This is a genomic window from Micromonospora sp. NPDC005220, assembly GCF_040607895.1.
Classification (GTDB): domain Bacteria; phylum Actinomycetota; class Actinomycetes; order Mycobacteriales; family Micromonosporaceae; genus Micromonospora.
The window spans coordinates 22,240-42,133 of record NZ_JBEXHP010000051.1; the positions used below are offsets into that span (position 1 = coordinate 22,240).

The window sequence follows — 19,894 nt, forward strand, 5'->3', positions numbered from 1 at the left end:
CGTTTCCCGACCGCGGTGCGGTCGCTGTCGTGCCCCGGGGCGGTGTGCCCGAGGTGGTGGGGCGGAAACCCCGGAGATTGCGGGGCAGGGCCGGTGCGTACCGGCCCTGCCTGACGTCGTGCCCCGGCTGGGCTCAGCCCTCGCCGCTCGTGCCGGTATGCGCGGTGACCCCGGCCTCGGCGCGCTGCGCGGTGGCCGGATCCTTCCAGACGTGCACCCGCTGCGCGGGGCGCTGCTCCAGGCCGCGTAGCCCGACCGTCGCGCCCAGCGCCTCCGCGTACACCTGGTCGGCGTCCAGCCGGCGCAGCTCCTCGGCCAGCTCGTCGCCGAGCGGGCGGCGCACCAGCGGCAGGGCCCGGTCGTCCTGGCCGGTCCGCCGGAACACCGCCATGCTGTCCTCGCGGGTCAGCGTCAGCTGGTCGCCGTTGGCGCAGCTGAGCTGCACCTCCCGCATCCGAGGGAACTCGTTGCTGTCCACCCGGCGGGGGTTGATACCGAGCCGGCTGGACAGCCAACCGGCCATCAGCGCCGCCGTCGGGTCGGTGGGTGGCGCGACGATGGTCGCCTCGGTGACCTGGGCGCTTGTGGTGTCGAACGCCCCGGCGACCAGGGTGCGCCACGGGGTGATCCGGGTCCATGCCAGGTCGGTGTCGCCCGGGGCGTAGTCCCGGGCACGCTGCCGCAGCGCCTCCACCGGGTCGGCGGCCTGCGCGGAGTCGGTGATCCTCCGGTCGGCCACCACCCCGAGGAAGTCGGTGGCGATCTCCGCCGGCGGCTCGCCGTGCCACCAGGTGACCACCGGTACGTCCGGAACGAGCAGCGGCATGACGACCGACTCGGCGTGCAGGGCCAGCCGGCCGTACATCCGGGTGACCACCGCCTCGCACGGGCCGAGCCGGCCACCCACCACGATCTCCGCGTCCAGTCGGTTGCGGTCCCGCTCGATCTCCGAGCGCACCACCACCAGGAGCCGGCACGGGTGCGCGGCGGCGGCGATCGTCGCCGCGGCCTCCGCCTCCCGGACCCGCTTCTCGTCCACCACCACGATGAGGGTGAGAGCCATGCCGCTGGCCACCCCGCCGGCGCTGCGCCGCTCAGCGGCGAGCGCCTTGACCACCTCGTTGCCGGTGGTGTCCCACAGCCCGATCATGCTCGTCTCCAGGCGCGGCCCTCGCGGGCCAGCATCTCGTCGGCGGCCCGTGGGCCCCACTCGCCGGCCCGGTACGGCTCCGGCTCGGTGCCCGCCCAGGCGTGCTCCAGCGGGTCGATCGCCTGCCAGCTCTGCTCGACCTCGGCCGCGTCCGGGAACAGGGTCCGGTCGCCGATCAGCACGTCCAGGACCAGCCGCTCGTACGCCTCGGGACTGGACTCGGTGAACGCCTCGCCGTACTGGAAGTCCATCGCGATGTCGCGGACCTCCATGGTCGTGCCCGGCACCTTCGAGCCGAACTTGAGCACCACGCCCTCGTCCGGCTGCACCCGGATGACCAGCTGGTTGTTGCCCAACGACTCCATGTCGGCGTCGTTGAACGGCAGGTGCGGCGCCTTCTTGAAGATGATGGCGACCTCGGTGACCCGCCGGGGGAGTCGCTTGCCGGCCCGGATGTAGAACGGCACCTCCGCCCAGCGGCGGTTCTGGATGCCGAGGCGCACCGCCACGTACGTCTCCGTCTTGGAGTCGGGGGGTACGTCCTGCTCCTCCCGGTAGCCGACCGCGCGCTCGCCGCCCACCCAGCCGGGCAGGTACTGGCCGCGGACGGTGTCCCGGGCGACGTCCTTGGGCAGGGTGATGGCCTTGAGCACCTTCAGCTTCTCGGCCCGGATCTCGTCGGCGTCGAAGCTGGTCGGCTCCTCCATCGCGACCAGGGCGAGGAGCTGGAGGAGGTGGTTCTGCAGGACGTCGCGGGCGGTGCCGACCGTGTCGTAGAAGCCGGCGCGGCTGCCGATGCCGACATCCTCGGCCATGGTGATCTGCACCGAGTCGACGTACTTGGAGTTCCACAGCGGCTCGAACAGGTTGTTGGCGAACCGCAGGGCGAGGATGTTCTGAACCGTTTCCTTACCCAGGTAGTGGTCGATCCGGAAGACGTCCTCCCGGGTGAACACGTCGTCGACGAGGTCGTTGAGCGCCTTTGCCGAGGGCAGGTCGTTGCCGAACGGCTTCTCCACCACGACCCGACGCCAACCGCCGGACTTGTCGTTGTCGGCCATCCCGGTGCGGGCCAGCTGCTTGAGCACCACCGGGAACGCGGCCGGCGGGATGGAGAAGTAGAACGCCGCGTTGCCGGCGATGCCGTGCGTCTGGCGCAGATCGTCCAGCGTCGCCGCGAGCTGGTCGAAGGCGGCGTCGTCGTCGAACGACCCGCCGACGAACTTGATGTTGCCGGCCAGCCGCGCCCACACCTCGTCCCGCCACGGGGTACGAGCGTGCTTGCGGGCAGCCTCGCAGGCCAACGTCTCGAAGTCGCCGTCACCCCAGTCGCGGCGCGCGAAACCGAGCACCACGAAGCCGGGCGGCAACAGCCCGCGGTTGGCCAGGTCGTAGACCGCAGGGAGCAGCTTCTTGCGGGCCAGGTCGCCGGTCACCCCGAAGATCACCAGAGCGCAGGGCTCGGGGATCCGGGGCAACCGGCGGTCCTGCGGGTCGCGCAGCGGGTTCACGCCTTGGGTCACGTCGTCCGTCCTCACGTGCGCAGCTGGCCGGCCGCGTCGAGCAGTTGGGCGACCCCGACGGCCCGGTCGGTCAGGTGCAACCGCAGCAAGGGCCGCTTCCGACCGGCGAGGGCCTGCCGGTCCCCGGCGGCCTGCGCCGCCTGCAGCTCACCGAAGGTGTACGGCTTGCCCGGCACCGCCAGGTCCTCGGTGACCGCGCCGGTCACCTGGAGGAAGCTACCCACCTGCGGACCACCCTTGTGGTACTGGCCGGTCGAGTGCAGGAACCGGGGACCCCAGCCGAAGGTGACCGGCCGGCCACTCGCCTCGGCCAGCAGCGGCCGCAGCCGGGCCGCGTCGGCGTCGGCGAACCGGTCGAGGTACGCCATCACCGCGAGGTAACCGTCGTCGCCCAGCCCGTCGAGCAGCCAGCGCAGCACACCGGCCAGGTCCCCGGGTGCGCCCTGCGGGGCGTACACCTCGATCGCGCCCTCGGTGAACGACGGCGTCTCCGCCGGCAGACCCGAGGCCAGGATCTTGTTGGTGTTCTCCTTGGACTCGGTGACGTTCGGCTGGTTGAACGGGTCGATCCCGAGCACCACGCCGGCCACCGCGGTGGCGTACTCCCAGGCCAGGAACTGCGCGCCCAGCGGGCCGTTGACGGCCACGTCCGGCGCGGTGCCGCCGCCCGGCACGTCACCGGGGGCCAGCGCGCCGCCGTAGCTGACGGTCAGCACGTCCGTGCCGGTGGCACCGGGGCTCTGCGGGGACTCCACCACCACCGGCAGAATGCCCACGCCGGCCTTGCCGGTCGACTCGGCGATCAGCTGCTCGGCCCAGTCACCGAGCCCGTCGATGCCGGTGCCGTCCGAGACCAGGGCGACCTTGTCCCGGGCCAGCGTGGCCGCGGCGCCCAGCGCGGCGCCCAGCGCCAACGCCGGGTTGTTCTGGTCCGCGCCGAGCGACGTGGACAGCGCGTCCGCCTGGTCGAGCAGCTCCGCGACCTCGACCCCGGCCAGCGCCGACGGCACCAGACCGAACGCGGTCAGCGCCGAGTACCGGCCGCCGACGTTCGGGTCGGCGAGCACGGTGAACGCGCCCATCTCGGCCGCGGTGGCCTCCAGCGGCGAACCCGGGTCGGTGACGATGACGAAGTGCCGGCCGGCCTCCGCCTCGGTCATCCCGGCGTCCAGGAACGCCTGCCAGTACGCGCGCCGGTGGCTGTCGGTCTCCACCGTCGACCCGGACTTGCTGGCGACCACCACGACGGTGCGCTCCAGCCGGTCACCGAGCGCCGCCCGGACCTGGCCCGGGTCGGTGGTGTCCAGCACGGTCAGCGGGCGTCCCAGCGTCCGGGTGATCACCTCGGGCGCGAGCGACGAGCCGCCCATGCCGGCGAGCACCACGTGATCCAGGTCGGCCAGCTCCGCGGTCAACTCGGCCAACTGCACGAGCAGCTCGCGGCTGCGCCGGTGGGTGTCCACCCAGCCCAGCCGGACCTTCGCCTCGGCCTCGGCGTCCGGACCCCACAGGCTCGCGTCCTTGCCCGCCAGTCTGCCCGGGACGCCGGCCCTGACCAGCGCGTCCCGGGTCGACGCGGGCGCGGACTTGTCGACCGCGTCCGCCCCGTACACGGAGAGCCCGGCGGCTGCCTCCACCGGCCCAGCAAGAAGGTCACTCATGCCGTCACTCCGCTTCGCTGCGTGCCGTCATGAGGCACCGTGGCACTGAGCCTGCTGATTCGCTCGCTGCGCTCACTCATGCGCCACCGGCCTTCTCGGCGGCGTTGGCGTTGCCCTTGGCGGCCTTGTTCGGAGCACCAGTGCCCTTCGCGGCGGCCTCCAGGGACTTGCGGACCCCGTCGAGCAGCTCCTGCCAGCTGGCCTCGAACTTCTCCACGCCCTCGCGCTCCAGGGTGGCGATCACGTCGGCCATGTCCACCCCGACCGCCTCCAGGTCGGCGAAGACCTTCCGGGCCGCGTCGTAGGCGCCGGTGATGGTGTCGGCGCGCGTCTCACCGTGATCGGCGTACGCGTGGATGACCGACTCCGGCATGGTGTTGACCGTGCCGGGGGCGATCAGCTCCTCGACGTAGATGACGTCCCGGTAGTCCGGGTTCTTCGTCGATGTGGACGCCCACAGCGGCCGCTGCGGGTGCGCGCCGGCGACGGCGAGCGCCTTCCAGCGGTCCGAGGAGAACACCTCGGTGTAGCGCTCGTACGCCAGCTGGGCGTTCGCGACGGCGGCCTTGCCCTTCAGGGCCTTGGCCTGGTCCGAGCCGATCTTCTCCAGCCGCTTGTCGACCTCGCTGTCGACCCGGGAGACGAAGAACGACGCGACGGAGCCGATCTTCGACAGGTCGTGGCCGTTGGCCTTGGCCTGCTCCAGACCGGCCAGGAACGCCTCCATGACCGCCGAGTAGCGGTCCAGACCGAAGATCAGCGTCACGTTGACGCTGATCCCCTCGGCGAGGGTGTCGGTGATGGCCGACAGGCCCTCCTCGGTGGCCGGGATCTTGATGTAGAGGTTGGGTCGGTCGACAAGCCACCACAGGGCCTTGGCCTCGGCGACGGTCTTGTCCGCGTCGTGCGCGCTGCGCGGGTCCACCTCGATCGAGACGCGGCCGTCGACACCGTCGCTGCCGTCGTACGACGGGCGCATCACGTCGCAGGCCCACCGTACGTCGTACGTGGTGAGCATCCGCACGGCCTCTTCCACGTCCACCCCACGGATGGCGAGGTCGCGCAGCTGCCAGTTGTACTCGTCGGCGTCGCTCAGCGCCTTCGCGAAGATCGTCGGGTTGGTGGTGACACCGGCCACGTGCTTCTCGCGGCGCAGCTGGTCCAGCCCGCCCGAGCTCAACCGCACCCGGGAAAGATCGTCGAGCCAGACCGCCACACCCGCGGCGGTGAGCTCATTCAGCTTGTCGGTCATGCCGTCCACGCTCCCTCAGTTGCCGGTCGTGAAACCGGTGATGTCGCCCACCCGGGCCAGCGAGGCGTGTGCCGCCGCCACGATCCGGTCGGGGGTGAACCCGAACTGCTCGAAGAGCACGGTGTGCGGGGCGCTCGCGCCGTAGTGCTCGATGCTGACGCTCTCGCCCAGGTCACCGACGACGCCGCGCCAGGACATCGCGATGCCCGCCTCCACGCTCACCCGTGCCTTTACCCCGCGCGGGAGCACCGACTCCCGGTACGCCTCATCCTGCTCGTAGAACCACTCCTGGCAGGGCATCGAGACGACCCGGGTCGGCGTGCCGTCGGCCTCCAGCCGCTCCCGGGCGGTCAGGGCGAGCTGCACCTCGGAGCCGGTGCCGATGATGATCACCTGGGGCTTGCCGTTGGACGCCTCGGCCAGCACGTAGCCGCCCTTGGCCACGCCGGCCACGTCACCCAGGACCTCCCGGTCCAGGGTCGGCAGCGGCTGGCGGCTCAGCGCCAGCGCGGTCGGCCGGTCGGTGTGCTCCAGCGCCTGCCGCCAGGCCCACACCGTCTCGTTGGCGTCCGCCGGACGGACCACGTCCAGGCCCGGGATGGCCCGCAGCGCGGTCAGGTGCTCCACCGGCTGGTGGGTCGGGCCGTCCTCGCCCAGGCCGATCGAGTCGTGCGTCCAGACGTACGTCACCGGCAGCTTCATCAGCGCGGCCAGCCGTACCGACGGGCGCATGTAGTCGCTGAACACCAGGAACGTGCCGCCGTACGGGCGGGTGCCGCCGTGCAGGGCGATGCCGTTGAGGATCGCGCCCATGGCGTGCTCACGGATGCCGAAGTGCAGCGTGCGGCCGTACTCGTGACCGGGGAAGTCCTTGGTGGCGTGCGCGGCCGGGATGAACGACGGCTCGCCCTTCATGGTGGTGTTGTTGCTCTCGGCCAGGTCGGCCGAGCCGCCCCACAGCTCCGGGAGCACCGGCGCGAGCGCCTCCAGCACCTTGCCGGACGCGGCCCGGGTGGCCACCCCCTTGGCGTCCGCGGGGAACACCGGCAACGCGTCGGTCCAGCCGTCGGGGAGTACGCGGCCAGCCAGCCGCTCGTAGAGCGCGGCGCGCTCCGGGTTGGCCTTCTTCCAGGCGTCGAACGCGGTCGTCCACTCTTGCTCGGCCTTGTCGCCGCGGCCCATCACCGTGCGGGCGTGGCCGAGCACCTCCTCGTCGACCTGGAAGGTCTGCTCCGGGTCGAAGCCGAGGATCCGCTTGGTGGCCTTCACCTCGTCGGCGCCGAGCGCCGAACCGTGGATCTTGCCGGTGTTCTGCTTGTTGGGGGCGGGCCAGCCGATGATGGTGCGCAACGCGATGAAGGAGGGGCGGGCGGTCTCCGCGCGGGCGGCCACCAGCGCCGCGTACAGCGCCTCGGCGTCCTCGTGGTAGTCGCCCTGGTCGGCGTCGCCGCTGCGCCAGTCGACGGTCTGCACGTGCCAGCCGTACGCCTCGTAGCGGGCGGCCACGTCCTCGCTCTTCGCGATCCGGGTGTCGTCCTCGATGGAGATCTCGTTGTCGTCGTAGATCACCGTGAGGTTGCCCAGCTGCTGGTGCCCGGCGAGGGCGCTGGCCTCGTGGCTGATGCCCTCCTCGATGTCGCCGTCGGAGACGATGCACCAGATGTCGTGGTCGAAGACGGACGCGCCGGGCTCGGCCTCGGGGTCGAACAGGCCGCGCTCGCGGCGGGCCGCCATGGCCATGCCGACCGCGTTGCCCAGACCCTGTCCGAGCGGGCCGGTGGTGGTCTCCACGCCCGGCGTGTGCCCGTGCTCGGGGTGCCCCGGCGTCTGCGAGCCCCACTGCCGCAACGACTTCAGGTCGTCCAGGCTCAGCGGATAGCCGGAGAGGAACAGCTGGATGTAGAGCGTCAGGCTGGAGTGCCCGGCGGAGAGGACGAACCGGTCGCGGCCGGGCCAGTTCGGGTCGGCCGGGTTGTGCCGCATGACGCGGTTGAAGAGGAGGTACGCCGCGGGCGCGAGGCTCATCGCGGTGCCCGGGTGGCCGTTGCCGGATTTCTCTACGGCGTCCATGGCCAGCACGCGGACCGTATCTACGGCCCGGCGATCGAGGTCGGACCAGTTCAGTGCGGAGTGCTCGGGTCGTTTAACAGCCACGATGGTTGTGCTCCTCGGCAGATGGGCGGAACCCTCACCGATGACCTTATCGAGCGTCCCTAAACGTGCGCCCACGGATCTGTGCATGGTGTGCGGTACGTGACCATCCGGATGCTCGGTTCAACCCGGTGGTGTGACGGCCCGCACCGTTGTCGGGTCGGCCGGGCAGCTAAAACGACGACGCGTAGTGTGTGGGGCGGTATGTGGACCGATGCGGTCCCGGCCGATCCGATCTCCCCCCGCCTGATGCCGGAAGGTGGCAATCCGTGAGCATGATCACCGAGCGCCCCGCGAGCAACCCGGCCGGGCAACACCCGGCGCGGGCGGCCGAGGGCCCGGTGGCCCGGCGGGACGTACGCGCGGTCCTCTCCGCGTACGTGGCCCTCACCAAGCCGCGGATCGTCGAGTTGCTGCTGGTCACCACCATCCCGGCGATGATGCTCGCCGAGGGCGGGCTGCCGTCGCTGTGGCTGATGGCCGTCGTGCTGATCGGCGGCTCGCTCGCCGCCGGCGCGGCCAGCGTGCTCAACTGCTACATCGACCGTGACATCGACCAGCTGATGCGGCGTACCAAGCGTCGGCCGCTGCCGGCGCACACCGTGTCGCCGCGCAGCGCGCTGATCTTCGGTCTGGTGCTGGCGGCGGTGTCGGTCGCCCTGATGGCGGCGTTCACCAACCTGCTGGCCGCCGCGCTCACCCTCGCCGCGATCATCTACTACGACGTCATCTACACCCTGTGGCTCAAGCGCTCCACCCCGACGAACACCTTCTGGGGCGGCGCCTGCGGGGCGGCGCCGGTGCTGATCGGGTGGGCGGCGGTGACCGGCTCACTGGCGCCGGCCGCCTGGGGGCTCTTCGCGGTGGTCTTCTTCTGGCAGATGCCGCACTTCTACCCGCTCGCCATGAAGTACAAGGACGACTACGCCCGGGCCGGCATCCCGATGCTGCCGGTAGTGGCCTCGATCCGCCGGGTGAACGCCGAGATCCTGATCTTCGCGTGGCTCACCGTGCTCACCTCCCTGGCCGTCTGGCCGCTGGGGCTCAGCGCGATCTACGGGGTGCCGACCCTGGTGGTGGGTGCCATCTTCGTGGTCGAGGCACACCGGCTGTGCCGGCGTGCGACGCGCGGCGAGGCGGTCAAGCCGATGCGACTGTTCCACTGGTCCACCACATACCTGACGATCGTCTTCGTGGCCGTCGCGCTCGACGCGCTGATCTGAGCCGTACCGCCGGTCGCTTCGGCCGTGCCCGTCGGGTCTGACCCAGTGCCGCTGCCCGTCCTGTTGCCGTCGGTGTCGGCCGTTGCGTCGTCGGCCTTCATGCTGCGGCTCGGTCTGGCGGTTTCTGCGCTGCTCGCGCGCCTCGGCACCGGGCTGTGCTCGGCGGTGCCGATGATCTACTGACTAATCATGGACGTGGATGAGTTGTCTCGGTTTAACGTCACATCAGAGTAACTTTCAGCATGAGTCCGATCGGCTCAACCCGGGGTGGTTGACGGGCGATTTGCCGACGTGCTTTGAGCGCAAAAGTCGGTAAATAACCGGACAGCAAACCTGTGCTCATCCTTAAACCTGTAGGTAATTGGCATCACAAAAGGTTCATGGTTCTCGACCGACGGAGTGCAACTCTGCTTAGGCTTCGCGTCATGGCAGATGGTTCCGATACGACGCTGACGGCCGAGCAGACCGCCGGCGAGCAGGCGCCCCACGGCCTGGTCGCGGGCCTCAAGGCGTTCGCAGCCGGACACGGCGGCGCGAAGGCGGTCATCGAGTACGTCGGCAAGCGTGGCGCACGGATCGTCCTGGTGGGTTCCGACGGTGAGTGGGGCGACCAGTTCGCCGACGACACCGTCACCGCCCGGGAGGCGTGCGCCAAGGCGGGAGTCACCGTCGAGAACGCTTGGGAGCGTGAACTGATGGACCAGATGCGTCCGAGCAACGACCTCTGGCGGTCGATGGCCCGGCGCACGATGGCCCGTTGAGATAGAGAGCTGAATTGACCACCCATCACCAGTCGACCCGGGGGGAACCCCGGGTCGCTCTCGTCACCTGCACCGACCTGGCCGACCTCGACCCGGACGACCGGCTGGTCCTCGCCCCGCTCGCGGCCCGTGGCGTCGCCGTCCAGACCGTCGTCTGGGACGACCCAGACGTCGACTGGTCCTCCTACGACCTGGTCGTGCTCCGCTCACCCTGGGACTACGCGCTCCGCCGCGACGAGTTCGTGTCCTGGGCAGCCACCGTTCCGGCGCTGGTCAACCCAGCCGACGTGGTCCGCTGGAACACCGACAAGCGCTACCTCGCCGAGCTGAGCGCCGCCGGGGTGCCGACCGTACCGACAACGTGGATCGAGCCGGGGGAGAGCTGGCAGCTGCCCGCCGACACCGGCGAGTACGTGCTCAAGCCCGCCGTCAGCGCCGGCAGCCAGGACACCGGCCGGTACGACCTGGCCGACCCGCAGCACCGGGACCTGGCCACCGCGCACGTTCACCGGCTCTCCACGGCCGGGCGGGTGACCATGGTCCAGCCGTACCTGCGTGCCGTCGACACCGAGGGCGAGACAGCACTGCTCTTCCTGGCCGGCCCGGACGGGCTCACGTTCAGCCACGCGATCCGCAAGGGTCCGATGCTGACCGGGCCGGACCTCGGCCCGGACGGGCTCTGCAAGGCCGAAGAGATCACCGCCCGCGCCGCCCGACCCGAACAGCTGGCGGTGGCCGAGCGGACCCTCGCGGCGGTACCCGGCGGCACCCGACAACTGCTCTACGCCCGGGTCGACCTGATTTCCGGCCCGGACGGCGAGCCGGTCCTGGTCGAACTGGAGCTCACCGAGCCGTCGCTCTTCATCGGGTACGCGGACGGAGCCCCCGACCGCCTCGCCACCGCGATCACCACCCACCTGACCCGCATCCCCTGACCCCCTCCCACCACAAGCCCCACGCACCAACAGCCGTCCCCCTCAGCTGCGCGTGCCGTCGCCGCCGCAGCGCCACCGCGGCGTGACCGCGCTGGCGCTGCGGCTGCGGCCCTGCGGCCCTGCGGCCCTGCGGCCCTGCGGCCCTGCGGCGCAACCGGGCGCCAGCGCCAAGATCCGAGCAACTTCGGGGAAGTTGCTGCCTCAACACGCCAGCACCCAGCACTTTCCCCGATGTTGCGCGGATCTTGGGACTTCGAGGAACGTCCGCGCCGGCAAGATCGCGCAACATCCTGGTTGTCAACGCCATTGCGTTAGGCGGAACGGCTGTTCGTCAACCGGCGCCACCTCGCCGATCATGCAGTTGTGGTGGGCAACAAAACGCCCGTAAACCGCCAATCCTGGCACCACAACTGCATGATCGCCGCGCCCGCGCTGCCCCTGTTCCGCGACCTTGCAACCTCTGTCCCGACACAAGCCGCATTCCACCCCATGTCGACAACCGAAACCGCACGATCGGCGCGATCTTCTCGCTCCACCTACGGTCGACCAGGAGCCCCTTCGCGAGCACGGGTTGACCCGCCGGCCACAGCGCTAACGCGACGGTGCTGTCCTGGTTGTAGTGGTGTCGGGGCCTCGGTGAGGCCACTACATCCTGGTTCGAGCACGATCTTGGCGGCGCTGAATGCCCCAAACCCCGCTCCCAATCTCTCAGCGCGGTTTCCGCCGTCAAGATCCGCGCAGCATCGGGGATGTTGCTGTCTCCCGCCGTGTCGGAGGCAGCAACATCCGGGAAGTTGCGGAGATCTTGACGCGGGGCGCGGGGCGCGGGGCGCGGGGCGCGCGGGCGGCCAGCGGCCCGGACCAAGCGGTCAGGCGGCCGGGCGGTCAGGCGGCTGGGCGGTCGGGCGGCCCGGCGGTCGGACGGTCAGGCGGCCGGCGGACCGGATCAAGCGGTCAGGCGGCCGGGCGGTCAGGCGGCTGGGCGGTCGGGCGGCTGGGCGGTCAGGCGGCCGGCGGACCGGATCAAGCGGGCAGGCGGCTGGGCGGTCAGGCGGCCGGGCGGCCCGGACCAGGCGGCCGGGCGGTCGGGCGGTCAGGCGGTGACTGGTACGGGGGTGGCGGCGTCGGTCGGGGCGGCCTGGGGGGCCGGTGCGACCGGGCGGCGTTCCCGGGTGGACCACTGCACCGAGAGGGTGGCCAGCAGCACCAGGCAGGAGCCGAGCATGTGTGCGCCGACCAGGAGTGCCGGCACGTGGGTGAAGTACTGCACGAAGCCGATCAGGCCCTGACTCAACTCGACGGCGAGCAGGATGATCGCGGCGCGGGTGGCCCGCTGCGCACCGACGGCGCGGAACGCGAAGATCAGCGCCACCGAGAGACCGATCAGTAGGAAGACCGCGTCGGCGTGCACCTGGGAGATCGACTCCGGGTCCAGACCGTTGCGGGCGGCGCCGTGGTCACCGGCGTGCGGGCCGCTGCCGGTGACCCAGGTGCCGATGACCAGCACCGCGACGCTGACGCCGGTGGTGATCCGAGCCAGCGTGCGCAGCGGCGCGGGCACCACGGCCACGGCCGGGCCGTCGAGGTCGCCGATTCGCCGCCAGAGGGCGTACGCGGCGGCGATCACCGCCATCGAGGCGAGGAAGTGCAGCCCGACCACCCAGGGGTTGAGGTTGGTGAGCACGGTGATGCCGCCGACCACCGCTTGGGCGGGGATGCCCAGGAACACGGCGACGGCCAGCGCGAGGAGCCCGGGTCGGCGCGGCCGGTGGGCCAGTACGGCCAGCACGGTGGCCAGCGCGATGAGGCCCACGGCGAAGGTCAGCATCCGGTTGCCGAACTCGATCACCCCGTGCATGCCCATCTCGGACGTGGTGACGTACGACGCGTCGGTGCACCGGGGCCAGGTGGGGCAGCCGAGGCCCGAGGCGGTCAACCGGACGGCCCCGCCGGTGACGACGATGCCCACGTTCGCGATGATCGAGGCGAGCGCGAGGCGGCGCAGCAGGATGCCGGAGACCGGACGGACGATTCGGTTCACGGCGCAAATCCTACGCACCGTAGTGATCGAGGTTCGTCCGACTCCGTGGGCTCGGTGGTTCGGATCACCGGGCCCGGGTTTGCGACCCTCCGGGTAATTACGTAACGTTGGCGTTGTGAAAAACGCGGCGGCGCTCTCCGGGCACCAACCGACGGCCGTACCGGCCCTCGGTGTGTCTGCCTCCGCGTCCGCCGTGACCACGTCGGCCGGCCTGGCCGGGCCGGCGGCGGCCGAGATCTCCACCCGGGATCGGGTCACCCAGTTGCTGCTGGAGCAGGGTGCCACCACCGCCGCGCAGCTCGGCGCGGCGCTCGGGCTCAGCCCGGCGGCGATCCGCCGGCACCTGGACGCAATGCTCGCGGACGGTGACGTGTACGCCCGCGAGCAGACCGTGCAGGGCAGTCGAGGTCGGGGTCGCCCGGCCAAGGTGTTCCTGTTGACCGAGGCCGCCCGGGTCCGTTGTGGCACACACCACTACGACAACATGGCCACCGCCGCGCTGCGGTGGATCGCCCGCAGCGGTGGCTCGGGCGCGGTCGAGGCGTTCGCCACCGAGCAGGTGTCCGCCCTCGAGTCCCGTTGTCGGACGGCCATGGAGGACGCCGGCGAGGACCCTCTGGCCCGAGCCGAGGCACTCGCCGCCGCGCTCACCGCCGAGGGTTACGCTGCCAATGCGACCACGATCGCCTCCGGCGGCCAGCTCTGTCAGCACCACTGCCCGGTGGCGCACGTGGCCGCCGAGTTTCCCCAGCTGTGCGAGGCCGAGACCGCGGTTATCTCCCGTCTGGTCGGCACTCACGTGCAGCGTCTGGCCACCATCGCGCACGGCGACGGGGTGTGCACCACGCACATCCCGACCCAGCCGGGCCGCGCTCAATCCGGTAATCCCGTAACCACTGTGAGGACAGATAGATGACCGAGCAGATCGTCCAGCCCCTGACCCAGGAAGAGCAGCTCGCCGCCCTGGGCCGGTACGAGTACGGCTGGTCCGACCCGGACGCCGCCGGGGCGGTCGCCCAGCGCGGCATCAACGAGGCGGTGGTGCGGGACATCTCGGCCAAGAAGAACGAACCGGCGTGGATGCTCGACCTGCGGCTGAAGGGTCTGCGGCTGTTCGGCCGCAAGCCGATGCCGGCCTGGGGCGCGGACCTCACCGGGATCGACTTCGACAACATCAAGTACTTCGTGCGGTCGACCGAGAAGCAGGCCACCAGCTGGGAGGACCTGCCCGAGGACATCAAGAACACCTACGACCGGCTGGGCATCCCGGAGGCGGAGAAGCAGCGGCTGGTCGCCGGTGTCGCGGCGCAGTACGAGTCGGAGGTCGTCTACCACAAGATCCGTGAGGACCTTGAGGAGCAGGGCGTCCTCTTCCTGGACACCGACACGGCGCTGCGCGAGCACGAGGACGTCTTCAAGGAGTACTTCGGCACGGTGATCCCGGTCGGCGACAACAAGTTCGCGGCCCTGAACACCTCCGTGTGGTCCGGTGGTTCGTTCATCTACGTGCCGAAGGGCGTGCAGGTCGAGATCCCGCTGCAGGCCTACTTCCGGATCAACACGGAGAACATGGGCCAGTTCGAGCGGACGCTGATCATCGTCGACGAGGGTGCGTACGTGCACTACGTCGAGGGCTGCACCGCGCCGCTCTACTCCTCCGACTCGCTGCACAGCGCGGTCGTGGAGATCATCGTCAAGAAGAACGCGCGCTGCCGGTACACGACCATCCAGAACTGGTCGAACAACGTCTACAACCTGGTCACCAAGCGCGCCGTCTGCCACGAGGGCGCGACCATGGAGTGGGTCGACGGCAACATCGGCTCCAAGGTGACCATGAAGTACCCGGCGGTCTACATGACCGGCGAGCACGCCAAGGGCGAGGTGCTCTCGGTGGCGATGGCCGGCGAGGGTCAGCACCAGGACGCCGGCGCCAAGATGGTGCACGCCGCCCCCCACACGAGCAGCACCATCGTGTCGAAGTCGATCGCCCGTGGCGGCGGCCGCACCTCGTACCGCGGCCTGGTTCAGGTGCTGGAGGGTTCGCACCACAGCCGCAGCACGGTCAAGTGCGACGCGCTGCTGGTCGACACCATCTCCCGCTCGGACACCTACCCGTACGTCGACATCCGCGAGGACGACGTGTCGATGGGGCACGAGGCGACCGTCTCCAAGATCAGCGACGACCAGCTCTTCTACCTGATGAGCCGGGGCCTGAGCGAGGACGAGGCGATGGCCATGATCGTGCGCGGCTTCATCGAGCCGATCGCCAAGGAACTCCCGATGGAGTACGCCCTGGAGCTCAACCGTCTGATCGAGCTTCAGATGGAGGGCGCGGTCGGCTGATGCCGCCCGCCTTACCGAGCACCTGACACCGTCGTCGTTGAACAGACCAAGGAAGAAATGACTACCCAGGCTTCCGCGCCGCCGCCCAGCACCAAGTCGCAGGCGCTGCGCTCGTACGACGTCGCCGACTTCCCGGCCCTCACCGGCCTGGAGGAGGAGTGGCGTTTCACCCCGCTCAAGCGCCTCCGCGGCCTGACCAGCGACGGCTCCAGGTCGCCGCGCGGCGCCAGCCGCGCCGAGCTGGAGTCGTCGGACGAGGCGCCGGCCGCGATTGGCGTGCTCCGCCACGAGTACGGTGACCTGCCCGAGGGCGTCGCCATCACCCGGGTCGGCCGGGACGACGAGCGGATCGGCAGCGTGTTGACTCCGGTCGACCGGGTCAGCGCGCTGGCCTACGGTGCCGCCGCCGACGCCCTGCTGCTGCGGGTCGCGTCCGACGTGGTGCTCGGCGAGGCGGTCCGGCTGCGGGTGGTCGGCGAGGGTGTCGAGCAGCCGGTGTTCGGTCACACCTTCATCGAGGTGGGCCGGTTCGCCGAGGCGACGGTGGTGCTGGAGCACGTCGGCTCGGCCACCCTGGCCGACAACGTCGAGGTCGCCGTGGCCGACGGCGCGAAGCTGACGCTGGTCACGGTCGCCGACTGGGCCGACGACGCGGTCCAGGCCCAGCACCTGAAGATCAAGCTGGGCCGGGACGCCAAGGTCATCCACATCCAGGTGTCCCTGGGTGGCGACCTGGTCCGGCAGTTCACCAGCGTGGAGTACACCGGGCGGGGCGGCGAGGCCGAACTGTACGGCGTCTACTTCGCCGACTCCGGCCAGCACCTGGAGCACCGGCAGCTGGTCGACCACAGCGTTCCGGACTGCCGCAGCTACGTCGGCTACCGGGGCGCCCTGCAGGGCGAGAGCGCGCACACCGTCTGGGTGGGCGACGTGCTCATCCGGGCCGAGGCGACCGGCACCGACACGTACGAGATCAACCGGAACCTGCTGCTCACCGATGGCGCACGGGCGGACTCCGTACCCAATCTGGAGATCGAGACCGGCGAGATCGCCGGCGCCGGCCACGCCAGCGCAACCGGCCGCTTCGACGACGAGCAGCTGTTCTACCTGATGGCCCGGGGCATCCCGGAGGGCGAGGCCCGCCGTCTGGTGGTCCGCGGCTTCTTCGCCGAGCTGATCAACAAGATCCCGGTGGAGTCGCTGCGCGAGAGCCTCGGTGACGCGATCGAGGCCCGGCTGGCCAAGGCGGGCGCCTGATGATCCGCATCTGCTCGACCGAGGACGTGCCGAAGGGCACCGCGATCAGCGCGGACGTCGACGGCACCCCGGTCGCCCTGGTGCACGGCGAGGACGGGCAGTTCTACGCCGCGTACGACGAGTGCTCGCACGCCTCGGTCGCGCTCTCCGAGGGTGAGGTCGACGGCTGCACCCTCGAGTGTTGGCTGCACGGCTCGCGCTTCGACCTGCGCACCGGTGAGCCGACCGGGCTGCCCGCCACCGAACCCGTCCCCGTCTACCCCGTCGAAGTCCGCGACGGCGACATCTACCTCAGTCTGACGCCGAGTAATGGAGTGACCCGATAATGAGCACCCTGGAGATCCGCGACCTGAAGGTGTCGGTCAAGCTGCCCGAGGGTGAGCTCAAGCCGATCCTGTATGGGGTAGACCTGACGGTTAATTCGGGAAGTACCCACGCGATCATGGGCCCGAACGGTTCCGGCAAGTCCACCCTGGCGTACTCGATCGCCGGTCACCCCAAGTACGAGATCACCGGCGGCACGGTGACCCTCGACGGTCAGGACGTGCTGGCCATGACGGTCGACGAGCGCGCCCGCGCCGGCCTCTTCCTGGCCATGCAGTACCCGGTCGAGGTGCCCGGCGTCTCGGTGGCGAACTTCCTGCGTACCGCCAAGACCGCCATCGACGGCGAGGCGCCGAAGCTGCGCACCTGGGGCGGCGAGCTGCGCGGCGCGATGGAGCGCCTCCAGATGGACCCGGCGTTCGCCCAGCGCAACGTCAACGAGGGCTTCTCCGGTGGTGAGAAGAAGCGGCACGAGATCGTCCAGCTGGAGCTGCTCAAGCCGAAGATCGCGATCCTCGACGAGACCGACTCCGGCCTCGACGTGGACGCGCTGCGCGTGGTCAGCGAGGGCGTCAACCGGGTCCGCGACACCGGCGACACCGGCGTGCTGCTGATCACCCACTACACCCGGATCCTGCGCTACATCAAGCCGGACTTCGTGCACGTCTTCGTGGCCGGCCGGATCGTCGAGCAGGGCGGCCCGGAGCTGGCCGACAAGCTTGAGGCCGAGGGCTACGAGCGGTACGCCGCCGGGGCCGGCACGGCCAAGGCCTGAGCGGGAGAGGCGCCGCCGAGATGACCAGCATCGCGATCCCTTCGGGGATGCCGCAGTACGACGACGTGCCGCGTTTCGACGTGGCCCGGGTACGCGCCGACTTCCCGATCCTCGATCGGGAGATCAACGGCCACCCGCTGGTCTACCTCGACAGCGCCAACACCTCGCACAAACCCCGGCAGGTGCTCGACGTGCTCGACGAGCACTACGCGCGGCACAACGCCAACGTGTCGCGCTCGGTGCACACCCTGGGCACCGAGGCCACCGAGGCGTACGAGGGGGCGCGTGCGAAGGTCGCCGCGTTCATTCACGCGCCGAGTGTCGACGAGGTGGTGTTCACCAAGAACTCCACCGAGGCGATCAACATCGTGGCGTACGCCTTCTCGAACGCCTCGCTGCGCCCGGACGCCTCTCCGCTGGCTGCTCCGTCCCGCGAGACGGACGACCGGTTCCGGCTCGGTCCGGGCGACGAGGTGGTGATCTCCGAGATGGAGCACCACTCGAACATCGTCCCGTGGCAGCTGCTCTGCGAGCGGACCGGCGCGACCCTGCGCTGGTTCCCGGTCACCGACCAGGGTCGGCTGGACGAGTCGGGCCTGGAGGACCTGGTCACCGAACGGACGAAGATCGTCTCGCTGGTGCACACGTCCAACATCCTCGGCACTGTCAACGCGACCTCCCGGATCACTGCGCGGGTCCGTGAGGTGGGCGCGCTGCTGCTGCTGGACTGCTCGCAGTCCGTGCCGCACCTGCCCATCGACGTGGTCGACCTGGACGCCGACTACATCGTCTTCACCGGCCACAAGATGTGCGGCCCGACCGGCATCGGAGTGCTCTGGGGCCGGGGTGAGCTGCTGGCGGCGATGCCGCCGGTGATGGGCGGCGGCTCGATGATCGAGACGGTCACCATGGCCCGCTCGACGTTCGCCGCGCCGCCGGCCCGCTTCGAGGCGGGCACCCCGCCGATCGCCGAGGCGGTCGCGCTCGGTGCGGCGGTCGACTACCTCACCGGCGTCGGCATGGCGGCCATCCAGTGGCACGAGAAGGAGCTGACGGCGTACGCGCTGGACGCTCTCGGCTCGGTGCCCGACCTGCGGATCTTCGGCCCGACCGTGCCGGTGGGTCGGGGCGGCACCATCTCGTTCGCGCTGGGTGACGTGCACCCGCACGACGTGGGTCAGGTGCTCGACTCGCTCGGCGTGCAGGTGCGGGTCGGCCACCACTGTGCCAAGCCGGTGTGCAGCCGGTTCGGCGTCCCGGCCATGACCCGGGCCTCGTTCTACCTCTACACCACCACCGAAGAGATCGACGCTCTGGTGGCCGGTCTGGAGCAGGTGCGGAAGGTGTTCGACTGATGCAGCTCGACCAGCTCTACCAGGAGATCATCCTGGACCACTACAAGCACCCGCACGGGCGTGGCCTGCGCGACGCCGACGACCCGGCCGACCGGGTCGCGGAGGCGCACCACGTCAACCCCACCTGCGGTGACGAGGTCACCGTCCGGGTGGCCACCGACGGCACGGTGCTGCACGACATCTCGTACGACGGGATGGGCTGCTCGATCAGCCAGGCCTCGGCGAGCGTGCTGCACGAGTTGCTGCGCGGGCGGGGCGCTGGGGAAGCATTCGAGGTGCACGAGGCGTTCGTGGAGTTGATGTCCGGACGTGGCCAGGTCACGCCGGACGAGGACGTGCTCGGTGACGGGGTTGCTTTCGCGGGTGTGGCCCGTTACCCCGCCCGGGTCAAGTGCGCGCTGCTGCCGTGGATGGCGTTCAAGGACGCCGCGGCACGCGCCGGTGTGGGTGTGAGCCCGGAGGTGAAGGCATGAGCGAGCGTCAGCGAGCGAGTCAGTGGTGCGGCGCGATGATGTCTCATGGCGTCACGGAGCGAAACGGAGAGACGGCATGAGCAGCGAGAATACGGCTACTGCGGCGACGCCGGAGGCCGGCGACGCAGTCGTGGCGCAGACCGATGCGGTGACCAGCGATGCTGCCGCCCCGGCTGTCGGCGATGCTGCCGCCCCGGCTGTCGGCGATGCTACCGCCCCGGCGGACGGCGTCGGCGTCAGCAAGGCCATGATCGCCGACATCGAGGAGGCGATGAAGGACGTCGTCGACCCGGAGCTCGGCATCAACGTGGTCGACCTGGGCCTCGTGTACGGCGTACACGTCGACGACGAGAACGTCGCCACCCTGGACATGACGCTCACCTCGGCGGCCTGCCCGCTGACCGACGTCATCGAGGACCAGACCCGGCAGGCGCTGACCACCGGCCCCGGCGGCGGCCTGGTCAACGACATCCGGATCAACTGGGTGTGGCTCCCGCCGTGGGGCCCAGACAAGATCACTGACGAGGGTCGGGACCAGCTCCGCTCCCTCGGCTTCAACGTCTGACCCGAACCACGTCATCGAGCGCGGCACCCCGGCACGTTCCGCCCTCCATCCCGTTTAACACCACGTGTATCAAAACTTGAACCCAAAGGTAGCGGGAGTGATTGT

The 19,894-nt window shown here is 70.4% G+C and carries 18 protein-coding genes; 12 read left to right on the forward strand and 6 right to left on the reverse strand.

Going from position 1 to position 19,894, the window contains the following annotated elements:
* Nucleotides 1–133: 133 nt before the first annotated feature.
* The 5 genes from ABZU52_RS19545 to tkt form a co-directional block, all read right to left on the reverse strand.
* On the reverse strand, nt 134–1,150 hold the full coding sequence (locus tag ABZU52_RS19545; RefSeq protein WP_354972419.1) for a glucose-6-phosphate dehydrogenase assembly protein OpcA: 1,017 nt from the start codon (nt 1,148–1,150) through the stop codon (nt 134–136).
* Complete coding sequence (gene zwf, locus ABZU52_RS19550; RefSeq protein WP_354972434.1) at nt 1,147–2,661, reverse strand: glucose-6-phosphate dehydrogenase; 1,515 nt, start codon at nt 2,659–2,661, stop codon at nt 1,147–1,149. The genes ABZU52_RS19545 and zwf overlap by 4 nt, the downstream gene beginning before the upstream one ends.
* Nucleotides 2,662–2,684: 23 nt before the next feature.
* Nucleotides 2,685–4,334 carry a glucose-6-phosphate isomerase gene (locus ABZU52_RS19555; protein WP_354972420.1) on the reverse strand — a complete coding sequence of 550 codons (1,650 nt, stop codon included), beginning with the start codon at nt 4,332–4,334 and terminating at the stop codon, nt 2,685–2,687.
* 76 nt (nt 4,335–4,410) lie between these two features.
* Entirely contained in the window at nt 4,411–5,586 is a 1,176-nt protein-coding gene (gene tal, locus ABZU52_RS19560) for a transaldolase (RefSeq protein WP_354972421.1), read from the reverse strand.
* 15 nt (nt 5,587–5,601) lie between these two features.
* Complete coding sequence (tkt, locus tag ABZU52_RS19565; protein WP_354972422.1) at nt 5,602–7,740, reverse strand: transketolase; 2,139 nt, start codon at nt 7,738–7,740, stop codon at nt 5,602–5,604.
* A gap of 266 nt (nt 7,741–8,006) precedes the next feature.
* Here tkt and ABZU52_RS19570 point away from each other — a divergent pair, with 266 nt between their 5' ends.
* From ABZU52_RS19570 to ABZU52_RS19585, 4 genes are all read left to right on the forward strand, one after another.
* Nucleotides 8,007–8,960, forward strand: a complete 954-nt coding sequence (locus ABZU52_RS19570; RefSeq protein ID WP_354972423.1) for a heme o synthase — start codon at nt 8,007–8,009, stop codon at nt 8,958–8,960.
* A 45-nt stretch (nt 8,961–9,005) separates the two neighbouring features.
* Nucleotides 9,006–9,143, forward strand: a complete 138-nt coding sequence (locus ABZU52_RS19575) for a hypothetical protein (protein ID WP_354972424.1) — start codon at nt 9,006–9,008, stop codon at nt 9,141–9,143.
* 242 nt (nt 9,144–9,385) lie between these two features.
* Nucleotides 9,386–9,721: a hypothetical protein gene (locus tag ABZU52_RS19580; protein WP_030491570.1), complete on the forward strand. Its 336-nt coding sequence runs from the start codon at nt 9,386–9,388 to the stop codon at nt 9,719–9,721.
* Nucleotides 9,722–9,735: 14 nt separating this feature from the next.
* Nucleotides 9,736–10,656, forward strand: coding sequence for a hypothetical protein (locus ABZU52_RS19585; RefSeq protein WP_354972425.1), 921 nt, complete (start codon nt 9,736–9,738; stop codon nt 10,654–10,656).
* A gap of 1,093 nt (nt 10,657–11,749) precedes the next feature.
* On the opposite strand, the gene ABZU52_RS19590 is transcribed toward ABZU52_RS19585, so the two are convergent.
* On the reverse strand, nt 11,750–12,715 hold the full coding sequence (locus ABZU52_RS19590; RefSeq protein ID WP_354972426.1) for a COX15/CtaA family protein: 966 nt from the start codon (nt 12,713–12,715) through the stop codon (nt 11,750–11,752).
* A gap of 154 nt (nt 12,716–12,869) precedes the next feature.
* Between ABZU52_RS19590 and ABZU52_RS19595 the strand changes: the two genes are divergently transcribed.
* The 8 genes from ABZU52_RS19595 (at nt 12,870) to ABZU52_RS19630 (ending at nt 19,789) form a co-directional block, all read left to right on the forward strand.
* Nucleotides 12,870–13,613: an ArsR family transcriptional regulator gene (locus tag ABZU52_RS19595; RefSeq protein ID WP_354972435.1), complete on the forward strand. Its 744-nt coding sequence runs from the start codon at nt 12,870–12,872 to the stop codon at nt 13,611–13,613.
* On the forward strand, nt 13,610–15,040 hold the full coding sequence (gene sufB, locus ABZU52_RS19600) for a Fe-S cluster assembly protein SufB (protein ID WP_091403689.1): 1,431 nt from the start codon (nt 13,610–13,612) through the stop codon (nt 15,038–15,040). Before ABZU52_RS19595 ends, sufB begins: the two co-directional genes overlap by 4 nt.
* Nucleotides 15,041–15,097: 57 nt before the next feature.
* Complete coding sequence (sufD, locus tag ABZU52_RS19605; RefSeq protein WP_354972427.1) at nt 15,098–16,297, forward strand: Fe-S cluster assembly protein SufD; 1,200 nt, start codon at nt 15,098–15,100, stop codon at nt 16,295–16,297.
* Complete coding sequence (locus ABZU52_RS19610; RefSeq protein ID WP_354972428.1) at nt 16,297–16,623, forward strand: non-heme iron oxygenase ferredoxin subunit; 327 nt, start codon at nt 16,297–16,299, stop codon at nt 16,621–16,623. The genes sufD and ABZU52_RS19610 overlap by 1 nt, the downstream gene beginning before the upstream one ends.
* Nucleotides 16,623–17,396, forward strand: coding sequence for a Fe-S cluster assembly ATPase SufC (gene sufC / locus ABZU52_RS19615; protein WP_354972429.1), 774 nt, complete (start codon nt 16,623–16,625; stop codon nt 17,394–17,396). The genes ABZU52_RS19610 and sufC overlap by 1 nt, the downstream gene beginning before the upstream one ends.
* 20 nt (nt 17,397–17,416) lie before the next feature.
* Nucleotides 17,417–18,751, forward strand: a complete 1,335-nt coding sequence (locus tag ABZU52_RS19620) for a cysteine desulfurase (protein ID WP_354972430.1) — start codon at nt 17,417–17,419, stop codon at nt 18,749–18,751.
* A complete protein-coding gene (sufU, locus tag ABZU52_RS19625) occupies nt 18,751–19,224 on the forward strand; it encodes a Fe-S cluster assembly sulfur transfer protein SufU (RefSeq protein ID WP_354972431.1) in 474 nt (157 codons plus the stop codon). The genes ABZU52_RS19620 and sufU overlap by 1 nt, the downstream gene beginning before the upstream one ends.
* 76 nt (nt 19,225–19,300) lie before the next feature.
* A complete protein-coding gene (locus ABZU52_RS19630; protein ID WP_354972432.1) occupies nt 19,301–19,789 on the forward strand; it encodes a metal-sulfur cluster assembly factor in 489 nt (162 codons plus the stop codon).
* Nucleotides 19,790–19,894: the final 105 nt, after the last annotated feature.